Source organism: Streptomyces hilarionis (assembly GCF_024539675.1).
GTDB classification, from domain to species: domain Bacteria; phylum Actinomycetota; class Actinomycetes; order Streptomycetales; family Streptomycetaceae; genus Streptomyces; species Streptomyces hilarionis.
Map to the genome: position 1 here is coordinate 15,497 of NZ_JAHHIT010000004.1, position 15,849 is coordinate 31,345.

The window sequence follows — 15,849 nt, forward strand, 5'->3', positions numbered from 1 at the left end:
GGCTACTCGCTGTGCACGAGCTGGATCAGGTTGCCGCAGGTGTCGTCCAGGACCGCGGTGGTGACCGGGCCCATCTCCAGCGGGTCCTGGGTGAAGCGCACCCCGAGCCCGCGCAGCCGGTCGAACTCCGCGCGCACGTCGTCCACGGCGAAGGAGGTGGCGGGGATTCCGTCCTCGAACAGCGCCGACTTGTACGGACCCACCGCGGGGTGGCCGGAGGGCTCGAGCAGCAGCTCCGTGCCGTCGGGATCCTCCGGCGACACCACGGTCAGCCACCGGTGCTCGCCGAGGGGGACGTCGTGCTTCGTCACGAAGCCCAGCACGTCCGTGTAGAAGCGCAGCGCCCTCTCCTGGTCGTCCACGAAGACGCTGGACAGGTGGATCCTCATGGGGTGCTCTCCCGTGGGTCGGGCCTGAGCCACCGGGTCGCGATGCGCTCAAGGGGTTCGGTGTTCAGATCGTGGAACTTGTACCGGCCCTCGCGCCGGGAGACCACCAGCCCCGCCGACTCCAGAACGGCCAGGTGCTGGCTGATCGCCTGGCGGGACAGTCCGAGGCCGTGCCGGGTGACCAGCCGTGCGCATATCTCGAACAGTGTCTGGCCGTCCCGCTCCACCAGTTCGTCGAGGATGCGCCGGCGGGTGGGGTCGGCCAGCGCCCTGAAGACGTCCTCGGCCATGACGCCCATGATAGGCAAGCGTCGACTTGCCTATCAAGCGGAGTCGCCCCGCAGCGGGTGCTCGTGTCCCGTCGAGGTCGCGCGCCTCACATCCCGGTCGCGCATGTGAGGCGCGCGTGACGGGGGGAAGGAGAGTCGGTGACCGAGGAGGCGAAAGTGACACATGACCGGATCGGACTCGCGGAGGTGCTCGCCGCGGCGGAGGACGCCGCGCCGGTGGGCTCCCTCGACGTCGTCGCGCGCAACCTGCGCGACCGGTTCGGCGCGCGCTATGTGTCGTTCCTCTTCCTCGACGTGGTCGGCCGGCGACTGCTGCGGGTCAGCGACATGACCGCCGGGCAGGACGGACACCGCGCGGGGCAGGTCCCCCTCGCCGGCAGCAGCGTCTACGACGAGGTCCTGCGCACCCAGAAGCCGGTGCGGGCGCCGGAGGGCGGCCAGGGGCAGCGCGTGCTCGCGCCCGTCACGAACCGCGGCGACGCCATCGGCGTCCTGGAACTCTTCCTGGCCGACGTCACCGAGGACATCCTGGAACAGGTGGAGGAGGCCGCGCACGCGCTCGCGTACATCATCGTCACCGACCGCCGCTTCACCGACCTCTACCACTGGGGCAACCGCACCACCTCGGTGAGTCTGGCCGCCGAGATCCAACGTCAGCTGCTGCCCTCGGCCCCCTCCTGCGAGGCCGACGAATTCGCCCTCGCCGGCGCCCTGGTCCCGGCCTCCGACATCGCCGGCGACACCTACGACTACTCCCTGGACCAGGACACCCTGCACCTGTCCATCACCGATGCCATGGGCCATGACGTCGACGCCTCGCTCATGGCCACCCTGCTGGTGAACGCCTCGCGCGGCGCCCGGCGCGCCGGGGTGGACCTCGCCGAACAGGCCCGCCAGACCCACCAGGCGCTCCTCGACCACGGCCGGCGGACCTTCGCCACCGGACAGCTTCTGCGCGTCGCCCTGGACGGGACGGGCGCGCAGCTCGTCAACGCCGGCCACCCCTGGCCGCTGCGGCTGCGCGACGGAACGGTCGAGGCGCTGCGCCTGACCGTGAACCTGCCCTTCGGCGTCGTCGGACAGGGCCGGTACCTGGTGCAGGACGTCGACCTGCGGCCCGGCGACCGCCTCCTGCTCTACACCGACGGCATGCAGGAACGCGAGGCGGAGACGGTCGACCTGCCCGCGCTCCTGCGCGGCACGGCCTGCGAGCACCCGCGCGAGGTGGTGCGCGCCCTGGTCCAGGAGGTCGCCCTGGCCTGCGGCGGCCGGGTGAGGGACGACGCCACCGTCCTGTGCCTGGACTGGCACGGGCCCGACGGCGGCGGACGCGCCGCCGTCCGTTGACCCCGGCCCGCCGCGCGGGCGTCACCGGTCGCCCGGCTTGCGGCCCCAGGCGGTGAGCATGCCGGCCGACAACGCGGCGCAGTCCTCGGAGGCCAGGTAGCGGACCGCCGCGTCGACGCCGTCGTCGTCGACCAGCCCCGTGGAGATCATCGCCGTCCTGCTGCGCTCCCAGGTGTCCGCCCAGAAGCGGCTGAGGGGGCTGCCCGGCGTCAGCGGCGGCACATGGATCTCGGCGGCGACCCCGAGCAGCCCCGCCCCGCGCAGCAGCGCCGGGTAGGACGGCACCCACGAGACGTCGGTGCCGATGGTGGCCCGAAGCCCCTGCCACATCGCGCGCATCGCCGTGCTGTACGGCGTGGCCGGGGCCAGGTCGCTCGTCAGGTCGACCGCGTCGCTGAGCACCAGCAGGCCGCCGGGCGCGACGAGTTCGGCCAGCGTGCCCAGCAGGCGGTCGCGCTCGGGCAGATGCATGAGCACGAAACGGGCGTGTACCAGGGAGAACCGGCCCGGCACCGGCCGCGGACCGGTGATGTCGGCCTCCAGCACGTCGAGCCCCGGCGTGGACCGGGCGTCGAGGAAGCGTGTGTCGCGGTCCACGGCGAGCACGCTCGCCACGCCCGCCTCCTCCAGGAGCCGCCGGGAGACCGTGCCGGTGCCCGCGCCCACGTCGAGGCAGTGCCACCCCGGGCCGACCCCGAGCGCCCGCAGCCGCGCCATGGTGATGTCGTCGTAGGCGAGCGCGCCGAAGTCGATGCGCTCGCCCTCGCCCGCCTGCTCCGGACGGAAGACGGCCTCGCCGTACCGGCCGTCGCCCTGAGCGTCCCCGGGCCGGCCGGCGGTCACGGCGTCGTCCGCGGGCCGGCGGACGACAGGTGGTCGGGGGGGCCGCCGACGCGGCGGGCGCGGGAGCCGTCGGGTGGCGGGGCGGCGGACACGGTCATGGCGGGCCTCCTCACACGGGCGGGCGGTACCGGGGCGGCGCCCCTCGCGGGCCGCCGCCCCGGCGATCCTCCACCAGCGGCCGCCCGGCCGCCCGAGGCTCGCCGCGTCTGGGCCGATCGGCCCTGCGGCCGTTCCGCCGACCGCACGGCCCCGGGCCGTCCGCCGGCGCGCGCGGCCTCAGCAGGTGGGGACGTCGGAGAGCCAGGCCGGGCCCTTGATGTAGATGTTGGTCAGCCAGGAGCCGTCGGTCAGCTTCGACCAGGCGTCGTTGGTGTACCCCTCCGCCGTCACCTCCTGGGCGTGCGCCTGGCACACCACGTTGATCGTCGTCGGCTGCGCGAAGTAGTCGACGACCGCGGCGTTCACGTTCGGCTCGCCGTGGGTGCGCACCCCGGTGCCCCAGGTCTGGTGCGCCTTGCTGCCCCCGGTCGGCGGCGGGGTGGTGCTGCCGCCGCAGTCCGGGATGCCGGGCAGCTCGGCCGGGCCCTTGATGTAGATGTTGGTCAGCCACGAGCCGTCGGCCAGCTTCGACCAGATGTCGTTGGTGTAGCCCTCGGCGGTCACCGTCTCCGCGTGCTCCTGGCACTGCACCGACACCTGCGTCGGGCCCGCGAAGGTGTCCACGACCGAGGAGCGCACGCTCGGCGTGGAGTGGGTGCGCACCCCCGTGCCCCAGGTCTCGAAGGTCGTGCCGCCGTCCGCGGGCGGCGGGGTCGGCGTGCCGGAGCCGTTGATCCGGACCGCGCCGGCGTAGTCGCCGCCGGTGCGGACCGGCGCGACCCGGATGTGCGTGCCCGACTCGTACGCCTCGACCATCTGCCCGCCGCCCAGGTACATGGCGACGTGGTGGATGTGCCCGGCGCCCCAGAACATCAGGTCGCCCGGCAGCAGCGGCGCGGTGCCCTGGGCGGCGGAGAACCGGGCCGAGGCCTGCGCGCTGTGGAACTGGTCGTTCGCCGTGCCGTTGAGCAGGTCCTTGCCGGTCGCCCGGTAGTAGGCGTAGCGCATCAGACCGGAGCAGTCGAAGCCCTTGCGCTCGTTGTCGTGGGCGCTGTCGGGGTCGGAGCCGTCGTAGTAGCCGTAGGTCGCGCCCGGCGTGGCGCCGTGGCCGCCGCCCCAGCTGTACCAGACGCCGATCTGCGAGCAGGCCGCGGACACGGCGGCCTGCGCGGTGGTCGACGCACCCGGCGCGAGGACGCCGCAGGAGGCGTCGGGCGCGGCGTGGGCCGGGGCCGAGAAGAACGCGGAGAGGGCCAGTACCGAGGCGCCCAGGACCGCGCCGCTGGTCCGGCGGCGCGTGCTGGTGATCTTCAAGGAACTCTTCCTTCGTCGTCGTGCGTCACCGGCGTCTGCGGTGACGGCGGGGAGGAACGGGTGTGTCGCACCCACCCCCGTGGGATGCGACACGCGGCTTGAGGACGAGTGCTGCGGGTGACTCGAGGACGAGTACTGCGGGTGGAGGAGTGCCGGTGTCGGACGGACGCTGCGGGTGGACGAGTCGGTGGGTGTGCGCGTGCGGCCGTCGGACGCGTGCGGCTAGCGGACGAGTGCCGCGCGCATCTTGGCCAGGCCGCGCATGCGATTGCGCTGGACCGTGCCGCGGTGCGCGCCGAGCCGCTGCGCGGCAGTGTCGTGGCTGAGGCCTTCCAGATCCACGAGAATCACCGCGGCGGCCTCCTTTTCGGACAGCACGCTCAGCAGCGAGAGCGCCGTCGCCGAGGCCTCGTAGACGCCGAGTCCGCCGTCCCAGCCGGCCTCCGGCAGCCGGTCGGTGGTGTGCTCGCGCCGGGAGGGCCGGGCCCAGGAGTCCCGCAGCAGGTTGGCCGCGACGGCGCACGTGTAGGCGTACGGGTGCTGCTGCTGGGTCAGGCTCTGGGCGCGGGCCCGCCGGGAGAGCCGCAGGTACGTCTCCTGGACCAGGTCGTCGGCGTCGTGCGGATTGCCCGTCAGCGCCAGGAGCCGCCTGCGCAGCCGCGGCATGTCGGCCGTGAACGAGGCGTCGAACTCGCCCGGGCTCATTCCCTCGTCGTCGTCCGCGCGCGATGGCGTCGGACAGGACGCGTTGCTGATCTCCACTTCTTCTCCCCCTCGGTGGGACGTGTCCGGTGGTGCGCCGTGCCGACGGTGGTCAGGCCGTCGTGCGGGGCGGGGCGGCGGGGCCGTAGCGGGCCGCCGGGGCGTCGACGAGCAGGGCCCAGTAGCGGTCGCCGTAGGACCAGTGCCACCACTCGGTCGGGTAGTTGACGAATCCGGACGACGTGAGCGCCCGGGCCATCAGCGCCCGGTTGGCACGCGCCTCGGCGGCGATGCCGGGCGCCGCGGTGCGACAGGCGCCCGCGCTCTCCTCCGGGGTGGCGTTGACCTCCGTGCCCAGGGGCAGTTCACGGCCGTCCCGGTCGCACAGCGTCAGGTCGACCGCTCCACCGCTGACGTGCGGGGCGACCTCCGGCGGGGAGATGTAGGCACTCGCCAGCTCCCGTATGCGCTCGGGCGCCGCGTCGGGATGCGCCCGTCGCATCGTCGCCGCGTACTGCTCGAAGTAGCGCCGCTGGAGGTCCGGCGGCCGGTACCCCTCCACGACCAGGAACCGGACGCCGGCCGGCAGCAGCCGCTGCGCCCGCACGAGCCGCCGCAGCACGCCCGACCTCAGATGGGCGTAGCTGCCCCGGTCGTCGGCCTGCCGGAGGTCGAGCCGCAGGCCGCCGCTGCCGCGCAGGTCGACGAGCGGCTCACCGCATTCGTCCTCCGCGACCGCGGCGACCCGGGGATCCGAGAGCGTGATGATGTCTGTCACGGGAGAAGCGTCCCGCGGACCGCTGCAAATGCTCTGCAGATCGCCTGCAAGCAGTCGACCAGGCCTTTTGCAGCGAGCCGGGCCGCGGCCGGTGATCCCGCCGCCCCCGCCGTCGGCGCCGTCCGCCGGACGGGCCGCCGAGTCGGGGCCCGCCGCGTCCCGCCGCCGCCCGCAGCAGCGGGGCAGCCGGGCCGGTGACGCCAGGGCGTGTTTCGCCCTAGCCCGCCGCCCCGGACCGCTCGCGGGCCTCGCGGCAGTCCAGTTCCCGGAAGACCGCGAGTGCCGCGGACCGCGCGGCCCGCGCCCGGGCCTCGTCGCCGTCCGCCGTCCAGACCTGCGCCAGGTCCCAGGCCGTGCGCGCCCGCCACAACGGCAGCCGCAGCGCCTCCCAGCCCGCCAGCGCCCGCTCCAACGGCGCCCGGGCGCGGTCGGGTTCACCCGCCGCCAGGTGCCGTTCGCCGAGGGTGCGCAGGACCAGCGCCTCGCCGAAACGGTCCTCTCGCTCGCGGGCCACCGCCAGGCACCGGCCCAGCCGCTCGGCCGCCTCCGCCTGCCGGCCCTGTCGCAGCTCCACCTTGGCCAGCGACTGTTCCGCGTACATCACGCCGAACGTGTCGCGCAGACCGGTGAAGATCCGCAACGCGTCGTGCAGCAGCTCCTCGGCCTGCTCCAGCGCGCCCTGCGCCCGGTGACACAGGGCGAGCGAGCGCAGCGTGAGCGCTTCTCCGTGCCGGTCGGCCTGCGCGCGGTACAGCTCCAGCGCCCGGCTCAGCGCCTCCCAGGCCTGCGGAGCGCGGCCCTGCTCCCGGTGCACGTAGCCGATTCCGTAGAGCACGCGGGCCCGGGCACCGCGCTCGGCATCCGGCCCGTACCGGTCGAGCGCCGCGTCGAGCAGCTCGAGCGCCTCGGTGTACCGGGCCTGCTCACGCCGGGCCGTGCCCATCCCCGCCAGCGCCACCGCCGCCCCCTGCGACGGCCCGCCGCGCTCCTCGAACAGCCGCAGGGCCTCGCTGAAGCGGGCGTACGAGTCCTCGAACTCGTCCTGCTCGTAACAGAGTTGCCCCAGGCCGTTGAGGAGCCACGCCTCGCCCTCGCCGTCCTCGCTGCGGCGCACGGCCGCGATGGCCGCGGCATGCGAGCGCGACCAGGCGTCGAACTGGTTGTACAGCGCGGCCGAACTCGCGATCAGCGCCCCGGCCAGATCCCGGGCCGGCCGGTCCAGCCGGTGGCCGGCGCAGTACTCCACCGCCGCCAGCAGGGAGGCCTGTTCGGCGGCGAACCAGGCCGCGGGCCGCTCCAGCAGCGACTCCTCGGTGCCGGCGTCGAGGGGGTGCACGGTCGCCGGCTGCGGGAAGTACCGGACGGCACCGCCCGGGCCGCGCGCGGCCGCCTTCCTGGCGAGCCCCAGCCAGCAGCCCACGAGCCGCAGCACGGCGGCCTCGCGCTGCTCCGCGCTCTCCTCGGACAGGCAGCGCTCCCGGGCGTGTTCGCGGGCCAGGTCGTGGATGCGGTAGCGGTTGCGGCCCGTGTCGTCGACGCCGATGACGTCGATGAAGTGACAGTCCACCAGCCGCTCCACCGCCTCCTCGGCGTCCTCGGTGTCGATGTCCAGCAGGGGAGCGGCGATCCAGCCCGCGAAGTCGGGCAGGTCCAGCAGGGCGAGCCGGCGCAGCGCGCGGCGCTCCTGCGCGTCGAGGTCGGCGTAGCCGAGTTCCAGACTGGTGCGCAACTCCAGGTCCCCGGCCCGCAGTTCGTTCAGCCGGCGCCGTTCGTCGCGCAGCCGACCGGCGAGTTGCCCGGGCGCCCAGTGCGGGCGGGCGGCCAACCGGGCTCCGGCGATGCGCACGGCCAGCGGCAGCCGGCCGCACAGCGCCACGATCTCGGCCGCCCGCTCCGGCTGCGAGCCGGTCCGCTCCCGTCCGGCCACGCGCCGCAGGAGTTCGAGCGCCTCCTCCCCGTCCGGCACCGTCAGGTCCAGGTGGGCCGCGCCCTCCAGGGCCACCAGCCGGCGGCGGCTGGTCACGAGCACCGCCGAACCGGGGCCCGGCGGCAGCAGGGGCCGCACGTGCGCCTCGCCGGACGCGTTGTCGAGGATCAGCAGGACGCGCCGGTGCCCGATGTGCGTGCGGTACAGGCCGGTGAGCTCCTCGGCGGAGCCCGGCAGCGTCTTGGGGTCGGCGCCCATGGCGCGCAGCAGCCGGGCCAGCGCGTCGGCCGGCTGGAGCGGAGCGGCGTCGGCTGCCCGCAGGTCTATGAACAGCCGGCCGTCGGGGAAGAGTTCGGCGGTGCGGTGGCCGACGTGCACGGCCAGCGCGGTCTTGCCGGTGCCGGAGCGTCCGGAGATCACCCCGATCGGCGGCGCGGTGCGCTCGGCGTCGTCGACGCCGTGCAACAGCGTCTCGGCCCACCGGATCTGCTGCGAGCGTCCGACGAAGTCGGCGATGTCCGGCGGGAGATGGGAAGGCGCGGGCGCAGTCGGACGTACGGTCTGCCGGGGAGCCGGCACGGGGACGTCGCCGGACCGCTGCCGCGCCGTCGCGATCCCGGCGGGCGGCGCGACGGACGACGGGCCGGCGTCCGCGCCGAGCACGGCGGTGTCGTTGGTCAGCACCGCCTGGTGCAGGGCCCGCAGTTCGGGACCGGCGTCGATGCCCAGCTCGTCGCGCAGCGCCGTGCGGCCCTCCTGGTACGTGCGCAGCGCGTCGGAGACCCGGCCCGTGCGGAACAGCGCCGTCATCAGCTGGCCGCGCGGCCGCTCCCGCAGGGGATGGGCGGCCACGTGCGCGAGCAGCGGGGCGATCGTCCGGTCCGCCCGCCCCAGCGTCAGCTGGAGTCCGAACGACTCCTCCTGCGCGACCAGGCGCAGCTCCGCCAGCCGTGCCGCCTCGATCCGGGCGAACGACTGGCCGAGTCCTTCGAGGGCCTCCTGTCCCCGCCACAGGCCCAGCGCCGAGGCCAGCAGGTCGGCCGCCTCCTGGGGGCGGCCGCCCGCGGCCGACGCACGGCCCGATGTGAGGAGGCGCTCGAACCGGCGGGCGTCCACCTGGGAGGGGTCGAGTGCGGCGAGGTAGCCGGGCGGCCGGGTCCGGACGGTGTCGGCTCCGCCCACGTGGGCCAGCGCACGGCGCACGGCGGAGACATGGGTGGCGACCAGCGCGGCGGCGGTCGCGGGAGCCTGCTCGTCCCAGACGAAGTCCACGAGCCGTTCGGTGGGGAGCACCTGGCCGAGATGGACGACGAGCGCGGACAGCACGGCGAGCGGCCTGACCCCGTTGAGCGGGGCCCGCCGGTCCCCTTCCCACACCTCGACCGGACCGAGTAGGCGTACCTCGAGCATGAGTCCCCGATCGCTGTACCGTTCCCGCACCGCGGAGCGCGACAACGATATCGGCGGGCCTCTGCGGCGGGATGCCGGGCGCCGGGGGGCCTGGCCGGATCCGGCCGGTGCGCCGAGGCGGACCCGCCCGGGTGCGGGCCGGGCGCCGGGGCGGACACGGCGGCCCGTCCGTTCCCGCGCGGCCCGGCACTTGGCTTGATCCGGCGTGCGCGAGACGGGTGGCTCGCCCGAGGGACGGTCCGCGCGAGGCGTTCGTATGAGCCCGCCGGACCGGGAAAACCGTTCGGATCCGGCGTCATACGAACGCGCCGTCCAGGGCGTCAACGGCTCGAAAGCACCGCCTCCGCACGATCGGGCCGCGCTCGACCGGCTTCCGCTTCCCCTCCGTCGCGGTCGCCCGCGCACCCGCCCGACCGCACGGTCGCCCGCCCGTTCCGTGCTCGACCCGCCCCTGTTCCACCCGTCTCCGTTCGATCCGCCCGAACCGTTCGATCCGCCCCGGGAGGGAGCCGATGAAGCGCACCGACGCCGCCCGCCGGCCGGCCGTCACCACCGTCGCCGAGACCCCCGCGACCGCACCGCCCCCGGTGGCGCGACCCGCAGAACCCCCCTGTCCGCCGCGGTGGGCGCCAAGGCGCGCGGCCGTCGCGATGGGCACGGTCGCCGCCGTCGCCGCCCTCGTCCTGACCGCCTGCACGGCGGACGGAGGCCCGTCCGCCCCCGCCAACCGCGGCCCCGTCGCCGCGGCCTCCGCGGCGCAGCCGGAGCTCAGCTGGGCCGAGGACCTGCGGATCTCCGACGCCGAGGAGCACCTCGTCACACGGTGCATGACGGCGCACGGATTCCGCTTCTGGGACGGGCAGCGGCTGAGCCTGGCCGAAAGACGCCCCCTCGGCTATGTGCAGGACGACGTGCGCTGGGCGCGCACCTACGGCTACGGCAGCCGGATCCTGGCCAAGGAGGACCGCGCCCGCCTCACCAACCCCAACCTCCTGTACCGCAAGACCCTTTCCGCCGACCGGCAACGGGCCTACGACGTCGCGATGGACGGCGGCCGCGAGGCCGAGGTCCTGAGCGCCGCGGCGCCCACGGGCGGCACGATCACCAAGCAGTCCGGCGGCTGCACCGCCGCGGCCGAGAAGGCGCTGTACGGCGACCCGGCGGCCTGGTTCGCCGCCGACACGACCGTCAGCAACCTCCGCCCCCTGTACGTGGACAAGCTGCTGAAGGACGGCGGCTTCACCCGCGCGGTCCGCGCGTGGTCGCGCTGTATGCGGGACGCCGGTCACCCCTACGCCGACCCGGCCGCGGCCCGCCAGGCGACACGGGAGCACAGCGCCCGGCAGAGCCCGGCCGAGGAGGCGCGCTCCTTCGCCGCCGAGACCCGTGTCGCGGTCGCCGACGCGACCTGCGCCCGCACGGTCTCCCTCCGGTCGATCGGCCGGCGGCGCGAGGCCCACTACGTCGCCGGACTCGGCGGTGAGTACGCACAGGCCCTCGACGCCCACGCGCGGATGAAGCGGCTCGCGCTCGGCCGCGCCGAGCGGATCGTCGCCGCGCGCACCTGACCCGCCTTCCCGGCCCGGCCGATCCGGCCTCCAGCCCGGCCGACCCGCCCTCCCCGGCCCGTCGGATCCCGTCTTCACCCGCCCCTGGCGACCGGGCCTTCCCCCTGCCGCTCCGCGTTCCGCGCCCACACCCGAGCTGCTTTCGACCCGCACCGACCCGCTTCCCACCCGCACCCGCCCGACCGGGCAGACAGGACTTCCCCCATGCGCACACCGACCGTGTCCCTCGCCTCCCTCGTCCCGCTCGGGATCGCGACCCTCGCTCTCACGGCCCTGGGCGTGGCCCTGCCCGTGACCGCCCAGGCCAGCGCGCCCTGCGACGCCAACTGGAACAGCCACGGCCGCGACGGCAACGTGCGGGCCTGGCGCGACATCGACTGCCAGGGAGAGCTGCTGGGCGTCACACCCGGCAGCGACCCGGACTGGTGGGACACGACGGGCCCCTTCCAGGGCAGCGACGGCGACGCCGCCTCCTCCGTCATGAACAGCGGATACGTCGGCGGCAAGGACGTCGTCGCCTTCTACTTCCGCCTCAACTACCTCGACACGGCGTACGGCTGCCTCAAGCCCGGCGAGAAGTACGTGGACGACCTCACCCGCAACCGGTTCACCAACGGACACACCATGAACGACAGCATCGTCTCGCACACCTGGGTGAGGGAGAGCGCCTGCGCGCCGGGCTCCTTCATCAGCTGAGGCGCGCGGGCCACGGCCCCGCCTCCCCCTGCTTCCGGGCCCCCGCGCCCCGGATCACGCTCCGCGACGACCTTCGCGGCGTTTCACCCCGCTCACCCGCTTCACCCTCAGCACGCCTCCGACGAGGCAGAACAGGACATCCGCCATGCGCACACTGACCCTCTCCGTCGCCACGCTCGGTCTCGCCGCCCTGGGCGTCGCCCTCCCGGCGACCGCCCACGCCGGCCCCGGCTGCAACGCCGACTGGAACGCCCACGGCCGCGACGGCAACGTCCGCGCCTGGGACGGCACCGACTGCGGCGGCACGCTCCTCGGCGTCACCCCGGGCAACGACCCCGAGTGGGGCGACGCCCTCGGCCCCTTCCAGGGCACCGACGTGAACCGCGCCTCGTCCGTCATGAACAGCGGTTTCGTCGGCGGCAAGGACGTCGTGGCCTTCTACTACCTCAAGGAGTACAACGACACGGCGTACGGCTGCCTCAAGCCCGGTGAGAAGTACGTGGACGACCTCGCCCGCAACCGCTACACCAACGGCGCGTTCATGAACAACACCATCGAGTCGCACGCCTGGGTCACCGCGAGCGCCTGCGCGCCGGGTTCGTTCATCAGCTGACCCGCGTGCGGGCAGGGCCCGCCGGCCTCGCGTCGGCGGGCCCTGCCGACGGTGCCACGGGAGGGCCCCGGCCCGGTCAGCGACTCTTGCGGACCCGGGCCGCGGCCCGGGCCTCCGCCGCCTTGCGGGCCTCGGCGGCTTTGCGGGACTCCTTGGCGGGGCGGCCGGGACGGGTGCCCATCCCGCGGAAGGGGGCGTTGCCCCCGCCGGTCTTCGCCCCGGCGGGCGGCCGCTTCGCCCCCGTGATGGCCGTCAGCCTCTCCTCGCCGGAGCGCACCTGGGTGACGGTGGGCCGGATGCCGGCCTCGGACATCATGCGGTTCACGTCGCGCCGCTGGTCGGGGGTGACCAGGGTGACCACGCGCCCGGACTCCCCGGCGCGCGCCGTGCGCCCGCCGCGGTGCAGGTAGTCCTTGGCGTCGGCCGGCGGGTCCACGTTGACGACCAGGTCGAGCGCCTCGACGTGGATGCCGCGTGCCGCGACGTTGGTGGCCACCAGCACCGTGATCTCGCCCTCCTTGAACCGGGAGAGGGTGTGCGTGCGCTGCGGCTGCGACTTCCCGCTGTGCAGGGCGGCGGCCCGGACGCCGGCGGCCCGCAGGTGGCGGGTGAACTGGTCCACGCCGGCCTTGGTGTCCAGGAACATCAGCACCCGGCCGTCGCGCGCCGCGATCTCGGTGGCGGTGGCGTACTTGTCGGCGGCGTGGACGTTCAGCACGTGGTGGTCCATGGTGGCCACCGAGCCCGCGATCCGGTCGACCGACACGACGACCGGGTCGTGCAGGTGGTCGCGCACCAGCTGATCGACGTTCCGGTCGAGCGTGGCCGAGAACAGCAGCCGCTGTCCGTCGGCGGGGACCTGCGCCACGAGGTCGGAGACCTGCGGCAGGAACCCCAGGTCGCACATCTGGTCGGCCTCGTCGAGGACCGTGATCCGCACGTGGTCCAGTCGGCAGTCGCGCCGCGAGACCAGGTCGGTCAGCCGCCCCGGCGTGGCGATGACGACCTCGACGCCGGCCCGCAGCTGCGCCTGCTGACGGTTGATGGACAGACCGCCGACCACCGTCGCCAGCCGCACCCGCAGCGCCTGCGCGTACGGCGCCAGCGCCTCGCCGACCTGCTGGGCCAGTTCCCGGGTCGGCACCAGCACCACCGCGAGGGGCCGCTTCGCCTCCGCGCGCGCACCCGCGGTCCGGGCGAGCAGCGCCAGGCCGAAGGCGAGCGTCTTGCCCGAGCCCGTCCGCGCCCGGCCGAGCACGTCACGGCCGGCGAGCGCGTTCGGCAGGGTCGCCGCCTGGACGGGGAAGGGCTCCGTCACGCCCAGCCCCTTCATCGTCTCCACCAGCGCCGCGGGCAGCCCGAGCGCGTCGAAGGACGCGGCCGGCGGCAGGCCCGGGGACACCGCGTCCGGCGTCGACGGATCGTCGTCGGGAGCCGTCGCCCGCCGGAGCCTGCCGGCCTGCGGGAGTCCGGGTTCCGGCAGCTGCGCGTTCATGGGGGAGCCTTCCTGGTCTGACGCCCGGAACGCGCCGGGGCCCGTACCCCTCGGTACGGGCCCCGGCGGTGTCGAAGCGTGCCCCCAGTTTACCAGCGGCCGACGAGCCCCCGCCCGGCCCCGCGCACGCCCGGCCCCGCGCATGCGGAGGTGCGCACGCGAACGTGCGGGCGCCCGCCGCGCCGAAGCGGGCCGGTCAGAAGCTGCCGTAGTTGACCTGCCAGGTCGGCAGGCCCATCCGGCGCCACACGGCGACGACCCGGTCGCGGTCGTCGAGGGAGACCCGCACGGCGAAACGGTGACGCACATGACGGTCGAAGAGCTCGGCCTTCACCACGTCGTCGCGGCGGCCGTCGCCGGCGGCGCGCATCCACAGCTCGTCGTAGGGGACCTCGTGCGCCCGCAGCCACGCCTCGGTCCGGCCCCGGTGCTCCTCGCCGCGGCCGGAGAGCAGGACGACGGCGTCGCCGTCCGCGTTGCGGAAGGAGCGCAGCGCCCCGCGCACCGACTCGTTGAGCAGGTCCTCCTCGCAGCGGGTGAAGTCGAAGGGGCCCCGGGCGCCCCGGAGGGCCAGCGTGCCGTCGATGTCGCACATCACGGCCGACGGCAGCGCCGGGTCGGGCGTGTACGGCTCGACGGGCGGCTCGTCGTTGAACCACTCCGCGGTCAGCCGCCACCCGCCCCGCCGCGACGCGGCGTGCTTGTCGGCCAGGATGCGGATGATCTCCTCCCCGACCGGCCGCTCGCGTGCGGCGTCACGCCGGATGCACTCCTCCACCGGGACGTCGGTGAAGTCGTGCACGACGAACGTCGCCTGTCCCGCCACCGCCGCCTTCAGCCGCTTCGGGATGTGGGGCGTCATGTGCGTGTTGTCCACCACGACGTCGAAGCCGTCGTCGACGGCCGCCCGCACCGCCGCGTCCTGGATCGCCAGCACGGTCTGCTCGTGCGCGTACGACCGGCCCCGCTCGGGGGCGGGGACGTCGAGCATCGCCCGCAGGTCGTCCAGGTTGACCCGGCGCATGCGGCCCTCGGCCTCCGTCTGCATCCTGCGCGCCTCGGTCGTCTTGCCCGAGGCGGGCAGGCCGGTCATGACGTGTACAACGGGCACGGTCAGTTCTCCTCGTCGGTCTGGAACGGGTCGGACGCCTCCGGCCGGACGGAACGGTAGGTCACGAGCTCGGTCGGACGCCCGTCCAGGCGCAGGAACATGGCGGGGCGCAGAGCCGGATCGGGCAGCGCCCGCACGGCGCGCGCGAACGCCCCCCGGTCCCCGGCGAGCGGCGCCAGCGAGCGGAACGCCTCGTCGATCTCCCGCTCGCGGTCCTCCACCTGCTTGTCGAACCCGTCGACGAGGCCGCGCACCCACGCGTCGAACTCGTCGGGCACCTGCTCCAGCAGCGCGTCCAGGGGTCGGCCGCCGGCCTCCTCGATGTCGGCGGCCGAGCAGCCGAGCGCCTGCGCCACCTGCTTGGCCGGCAGACCCGAGAACCGCTGGACGCCGTGACCGCGCCAGACGTCGCGCTCGCTCACGCCGGTGAGGACCTTGTGGAGCCGGACGTACTCGGCGAGCTTCGCCTTGGCCCGGACCCCCGAGGCGAAGCGCAGCACGAACCCCTCGGCCTCGGTGCCGGTGGCCGGCCGGCCACCGGGCAGCCGGTTGGCCTCGGCCAGCGCCAGCAGCTCGGCCAGCGGCATGGCGGGCCACACCGTGACGACCGACCCGATGCCCCGCCAGTGCGGCGCGGCGTCGGCCAGGGGTATCTCCGCGCCGGTCCTGCCGAACGCGGCCAGCAGCACCAGATCCCGACGCTCGCCGTAGTCGACGACGATCCGGTTCTGCGGGTACAGGATCTCGGCGAGGTAGGTCACCCCGGGCACGAGGGCGGAGGTGTCCTTGCCGTCGAGCAGTCGCTGCGCCCACGTGGCCTGGGCGCTGACGAACGAGCCCTTGGACGCGACGCGCCACCGGTCGGCGTAGTGGAAGACCACGGCCAGGCTGCCGTCGACCTTGTCGTACACCTCGAACGGCTCGTCGGGCAGGCCGGGCGCGTAGGGGCGGCCGGCCGCGTGTTCACCGACGTTGAAGAACTTCGGCAGCGGCAGCGCGACGATCTCCCCGGTGCCGTCGTCGGCCACCAGGCCCCGGCAACGGGTGGTCACGCTGTTCCACACCTGCTCGTACTGGCATGCCCGCGTGTATGTGTACAGCGACAGCGGCAGTTCCGGATGCGTCTTGCGCGTGACGTGTCCCGCGTCGAGCGCCGCCGCCAACTCCCGCTGCGGCAGCAGCTCATGAAGAGTCAGGTGGTCCTGGCTCATGGTGTTCCTCCCCTTGCCGGTGACTGATTCTCACCCGCGCGGCCACCGGGGGGACA

The 15,849-nt window shown here is 74.6% G+C and carries 14 protein-coding genes; 4 read left to right on the plus strand and 10 right to left on the minus strand.

Annotated elements, in window-relative coordinates; all coding sequences use genetic code 11:
- Positions 1 to 2: 2 nt before the first annotated feature.
- Both KMS84_RS01710 and KMS84_RS01715 read right to left on the minus strand, forming a co-directional pair.
- A complete protein-coding gene (locus KMS84_RS01710; RefSeq protein ID WP_256914183.1) occupies positions 3 to 389 on the minus strand; it encodes a VOC family protein in 387 nt (128 codons plus the stop codon).
- On the minus strand, positions 386 to 679 hold the full coding sequence (locus tag KMS84_RS01715; protein WP_256914184.1) for an ArsR/SmtB family transcription factor: 294 nt from the start codon (positions 677 to 679) through the stop codon (positions 386 to 388). Before KMS84_RS01715 ends, KMS84_RS01710 begins: the two co-directional genes overlap by 4 nt.
- 156 nt (positions 680 to 835) lie before the next feature.
- On the opposite strand from KMS84_RS01715, the gene KMS84_RS01720 reads away from it, so the two are divergent.
- Positions 836 to 2,026 (plus strand): PP2C family protein-serine/threonine phosphatase, encoded by a 1,191-nt coding sequence (locus KMS84_RS01720; RefSeq protein ID WP_256914185.1) that lies wholly within the window; start codon positions 836 to 838, stop codon positions 2,024 to 2,026.
- Between the two features lie 21 nt (positions 2,027 to 2,047).
- On the opposite strand, the gene KMS84_RS01725 is transcribed toward KMS84_RS01720, so the two are convergent.
- The 5 genes from KMS84_RS01725 to KMS84_RS01745 form a co-directional block, all read right to left on the minus strand.
- Positions 2,048 to 2,869 carry a class I SAM-dependent methyltransferase gene (locus KMS84_RS01725; protein ID WP_256914186.1) on the minus strand — a complete coding sequence of 274 codons (822 nt, stop codon included), beginning with the start codon at positions 2,867 to 2,869 and terminating at the stop codon, positions 2,048 to 2,050.
- 276 nt (positions 2,870 to 3,145) lie between these two features.
- Positions 3,146 to 4,282, minus strand: a complete 1,137-nt coding sequence (locus tag KMS84_RS01730) for a C40 family peptidase (protein WP_256914187.1) — start codon at positions 4,280 to 4,282, stop codon at positions 3,146 to 3,148.
- A gap of 222 nt (positions 4,283 to 4,504) precedes the next feature.
- The gene (locus KMS84_RS01735; RefSeq protein ID WP_285893027.1) at positions 4,505 to 4,987 is read right to left on the minus strand and encodes an RNA polymerase sigma factor; all 483 of its coding nucleotides are present in this window, start codon (positions 4,985 to 4,987) and stop codon (positions 4,505 to 4,507) included.
- Positions 4,988 to 5,096: 109 nt separating this feature from the next.
- Entirely contained in the window at positions 5,097 to 5,762 is a 666-nt protein-coding gene (locus KMS84_RS01740) for a M15 family metallopeptidase (protein ID WP_256914189.1), read from the minus strand.
- Between the two features lie 217 nt (positions 5,763 to 5,979).
- The gene (locus KMS84_RS01745) at positions 5,980 to 9,099 is read right to left on the minus strand and encodes an AfsR/SARP family transcriptional regulator (protein ID WP_256914190.1); all 3,120 of its coding nucleotides are present in this window, start codon (positions 9,097 to 9,099) and stop codon (positions 5,980 to 5,982) included.
- 512 nt (positions 9,100 to 9,611) lie between these two features.
- On the opposite strand from KMS84_RS01745, the gene KMS84_RS01750 reads away from it, so the two are divergent.
- The 3 genes from KMS84_RS01750 to KMS84_RS01760 all read left to right on the plus strand — a co-directional run bounded on the left by KMS84_RS01750 (position 9,612) and on the right by KMS84_RS01760 (position 11,976).
- Entirely contained in the window at positions 9,612 to 10,667 is a 1,056-nt protein-coding gene (locus tag KMS84_RS01750) for a hypothetical protein (protein ID WP_256914191.1), read from the plus strand.
- 204 nt (positions 10,668 to 10,871) lie between these two features.
- Complete coding sequence (locus KMS84_RS01755; protein ID WP_256914192.1) at positions 10,872 to 11,363, plus strand: hypothetical protein; 492 nt, start codon at positions 10,872 to 10,874, stop codon at positions 11,361 to 11,363.
- Between the two features lie 145 nt (positions 11,364 to 11,508).
- Positions 11,509 to 11,976: a hypothetical protein gene (locus KMS84_RS01760; protein ID WP_256914193.1), complete on the plus strand. Its 468-nt coding sequence runs from the start codon at positions 11,509 to 11,511 to the stop codon at positions 11,974 to 11,976.
- Positions 11,977 to 12,052: 76 nt separating this feature from the next.
- On the opposite strand, the gene KMS84_RS01765 is transcribed toward KMS84_RS01760, so the two are convergent.
- The 3 genes from KMS84_RS01765 to KMS84_RS01775 form a co-directional block, all read right to left on the minus strand.
- Positions 12,053 to 13,471: a DEAD/DEAH box helicase gene (locus tag KMS84_RS01765; protein WP_256914194.1), complete on the minus strand. Its 1,419-nt coding sequence runs from the start codon at positions 13,469 to 13,471 to the stop codon at positions 12,053 to 12,055.
- A gap of 196 nt (positions 13,472 to 13,667) precedes the next feature.
- The gene (locus KMS84_RS01770; RefSeq protein ID WP_256914195.1) at positions 13,668 to 14,582 is read right to left on the minus strand and encodes a phosphatase domain-containing protein; all 915 of its coding nucleotides are present in this window, start codon (positions 14,580 to 14,582) and stop codon (positions 13,668 to 13,670) included.
- A gap of 2 nt (positions 14,583 to 14,584) precedes the next feature.
- The gene (locus KMS84_RS01775; RefSeq protein WP_256914196.1) at positions 14,585 to 15,793 is read right to left on the minus strand and encodes an RNA ligase; all 1,209 of its coding nucleotides are present in this window, start codon (positions 15,791 to 15,793) and stop codon (positions 14,585 to 14,587) included.
- Positions 15,794 to 15,849 lie beyond the last annotated feature (56 nt).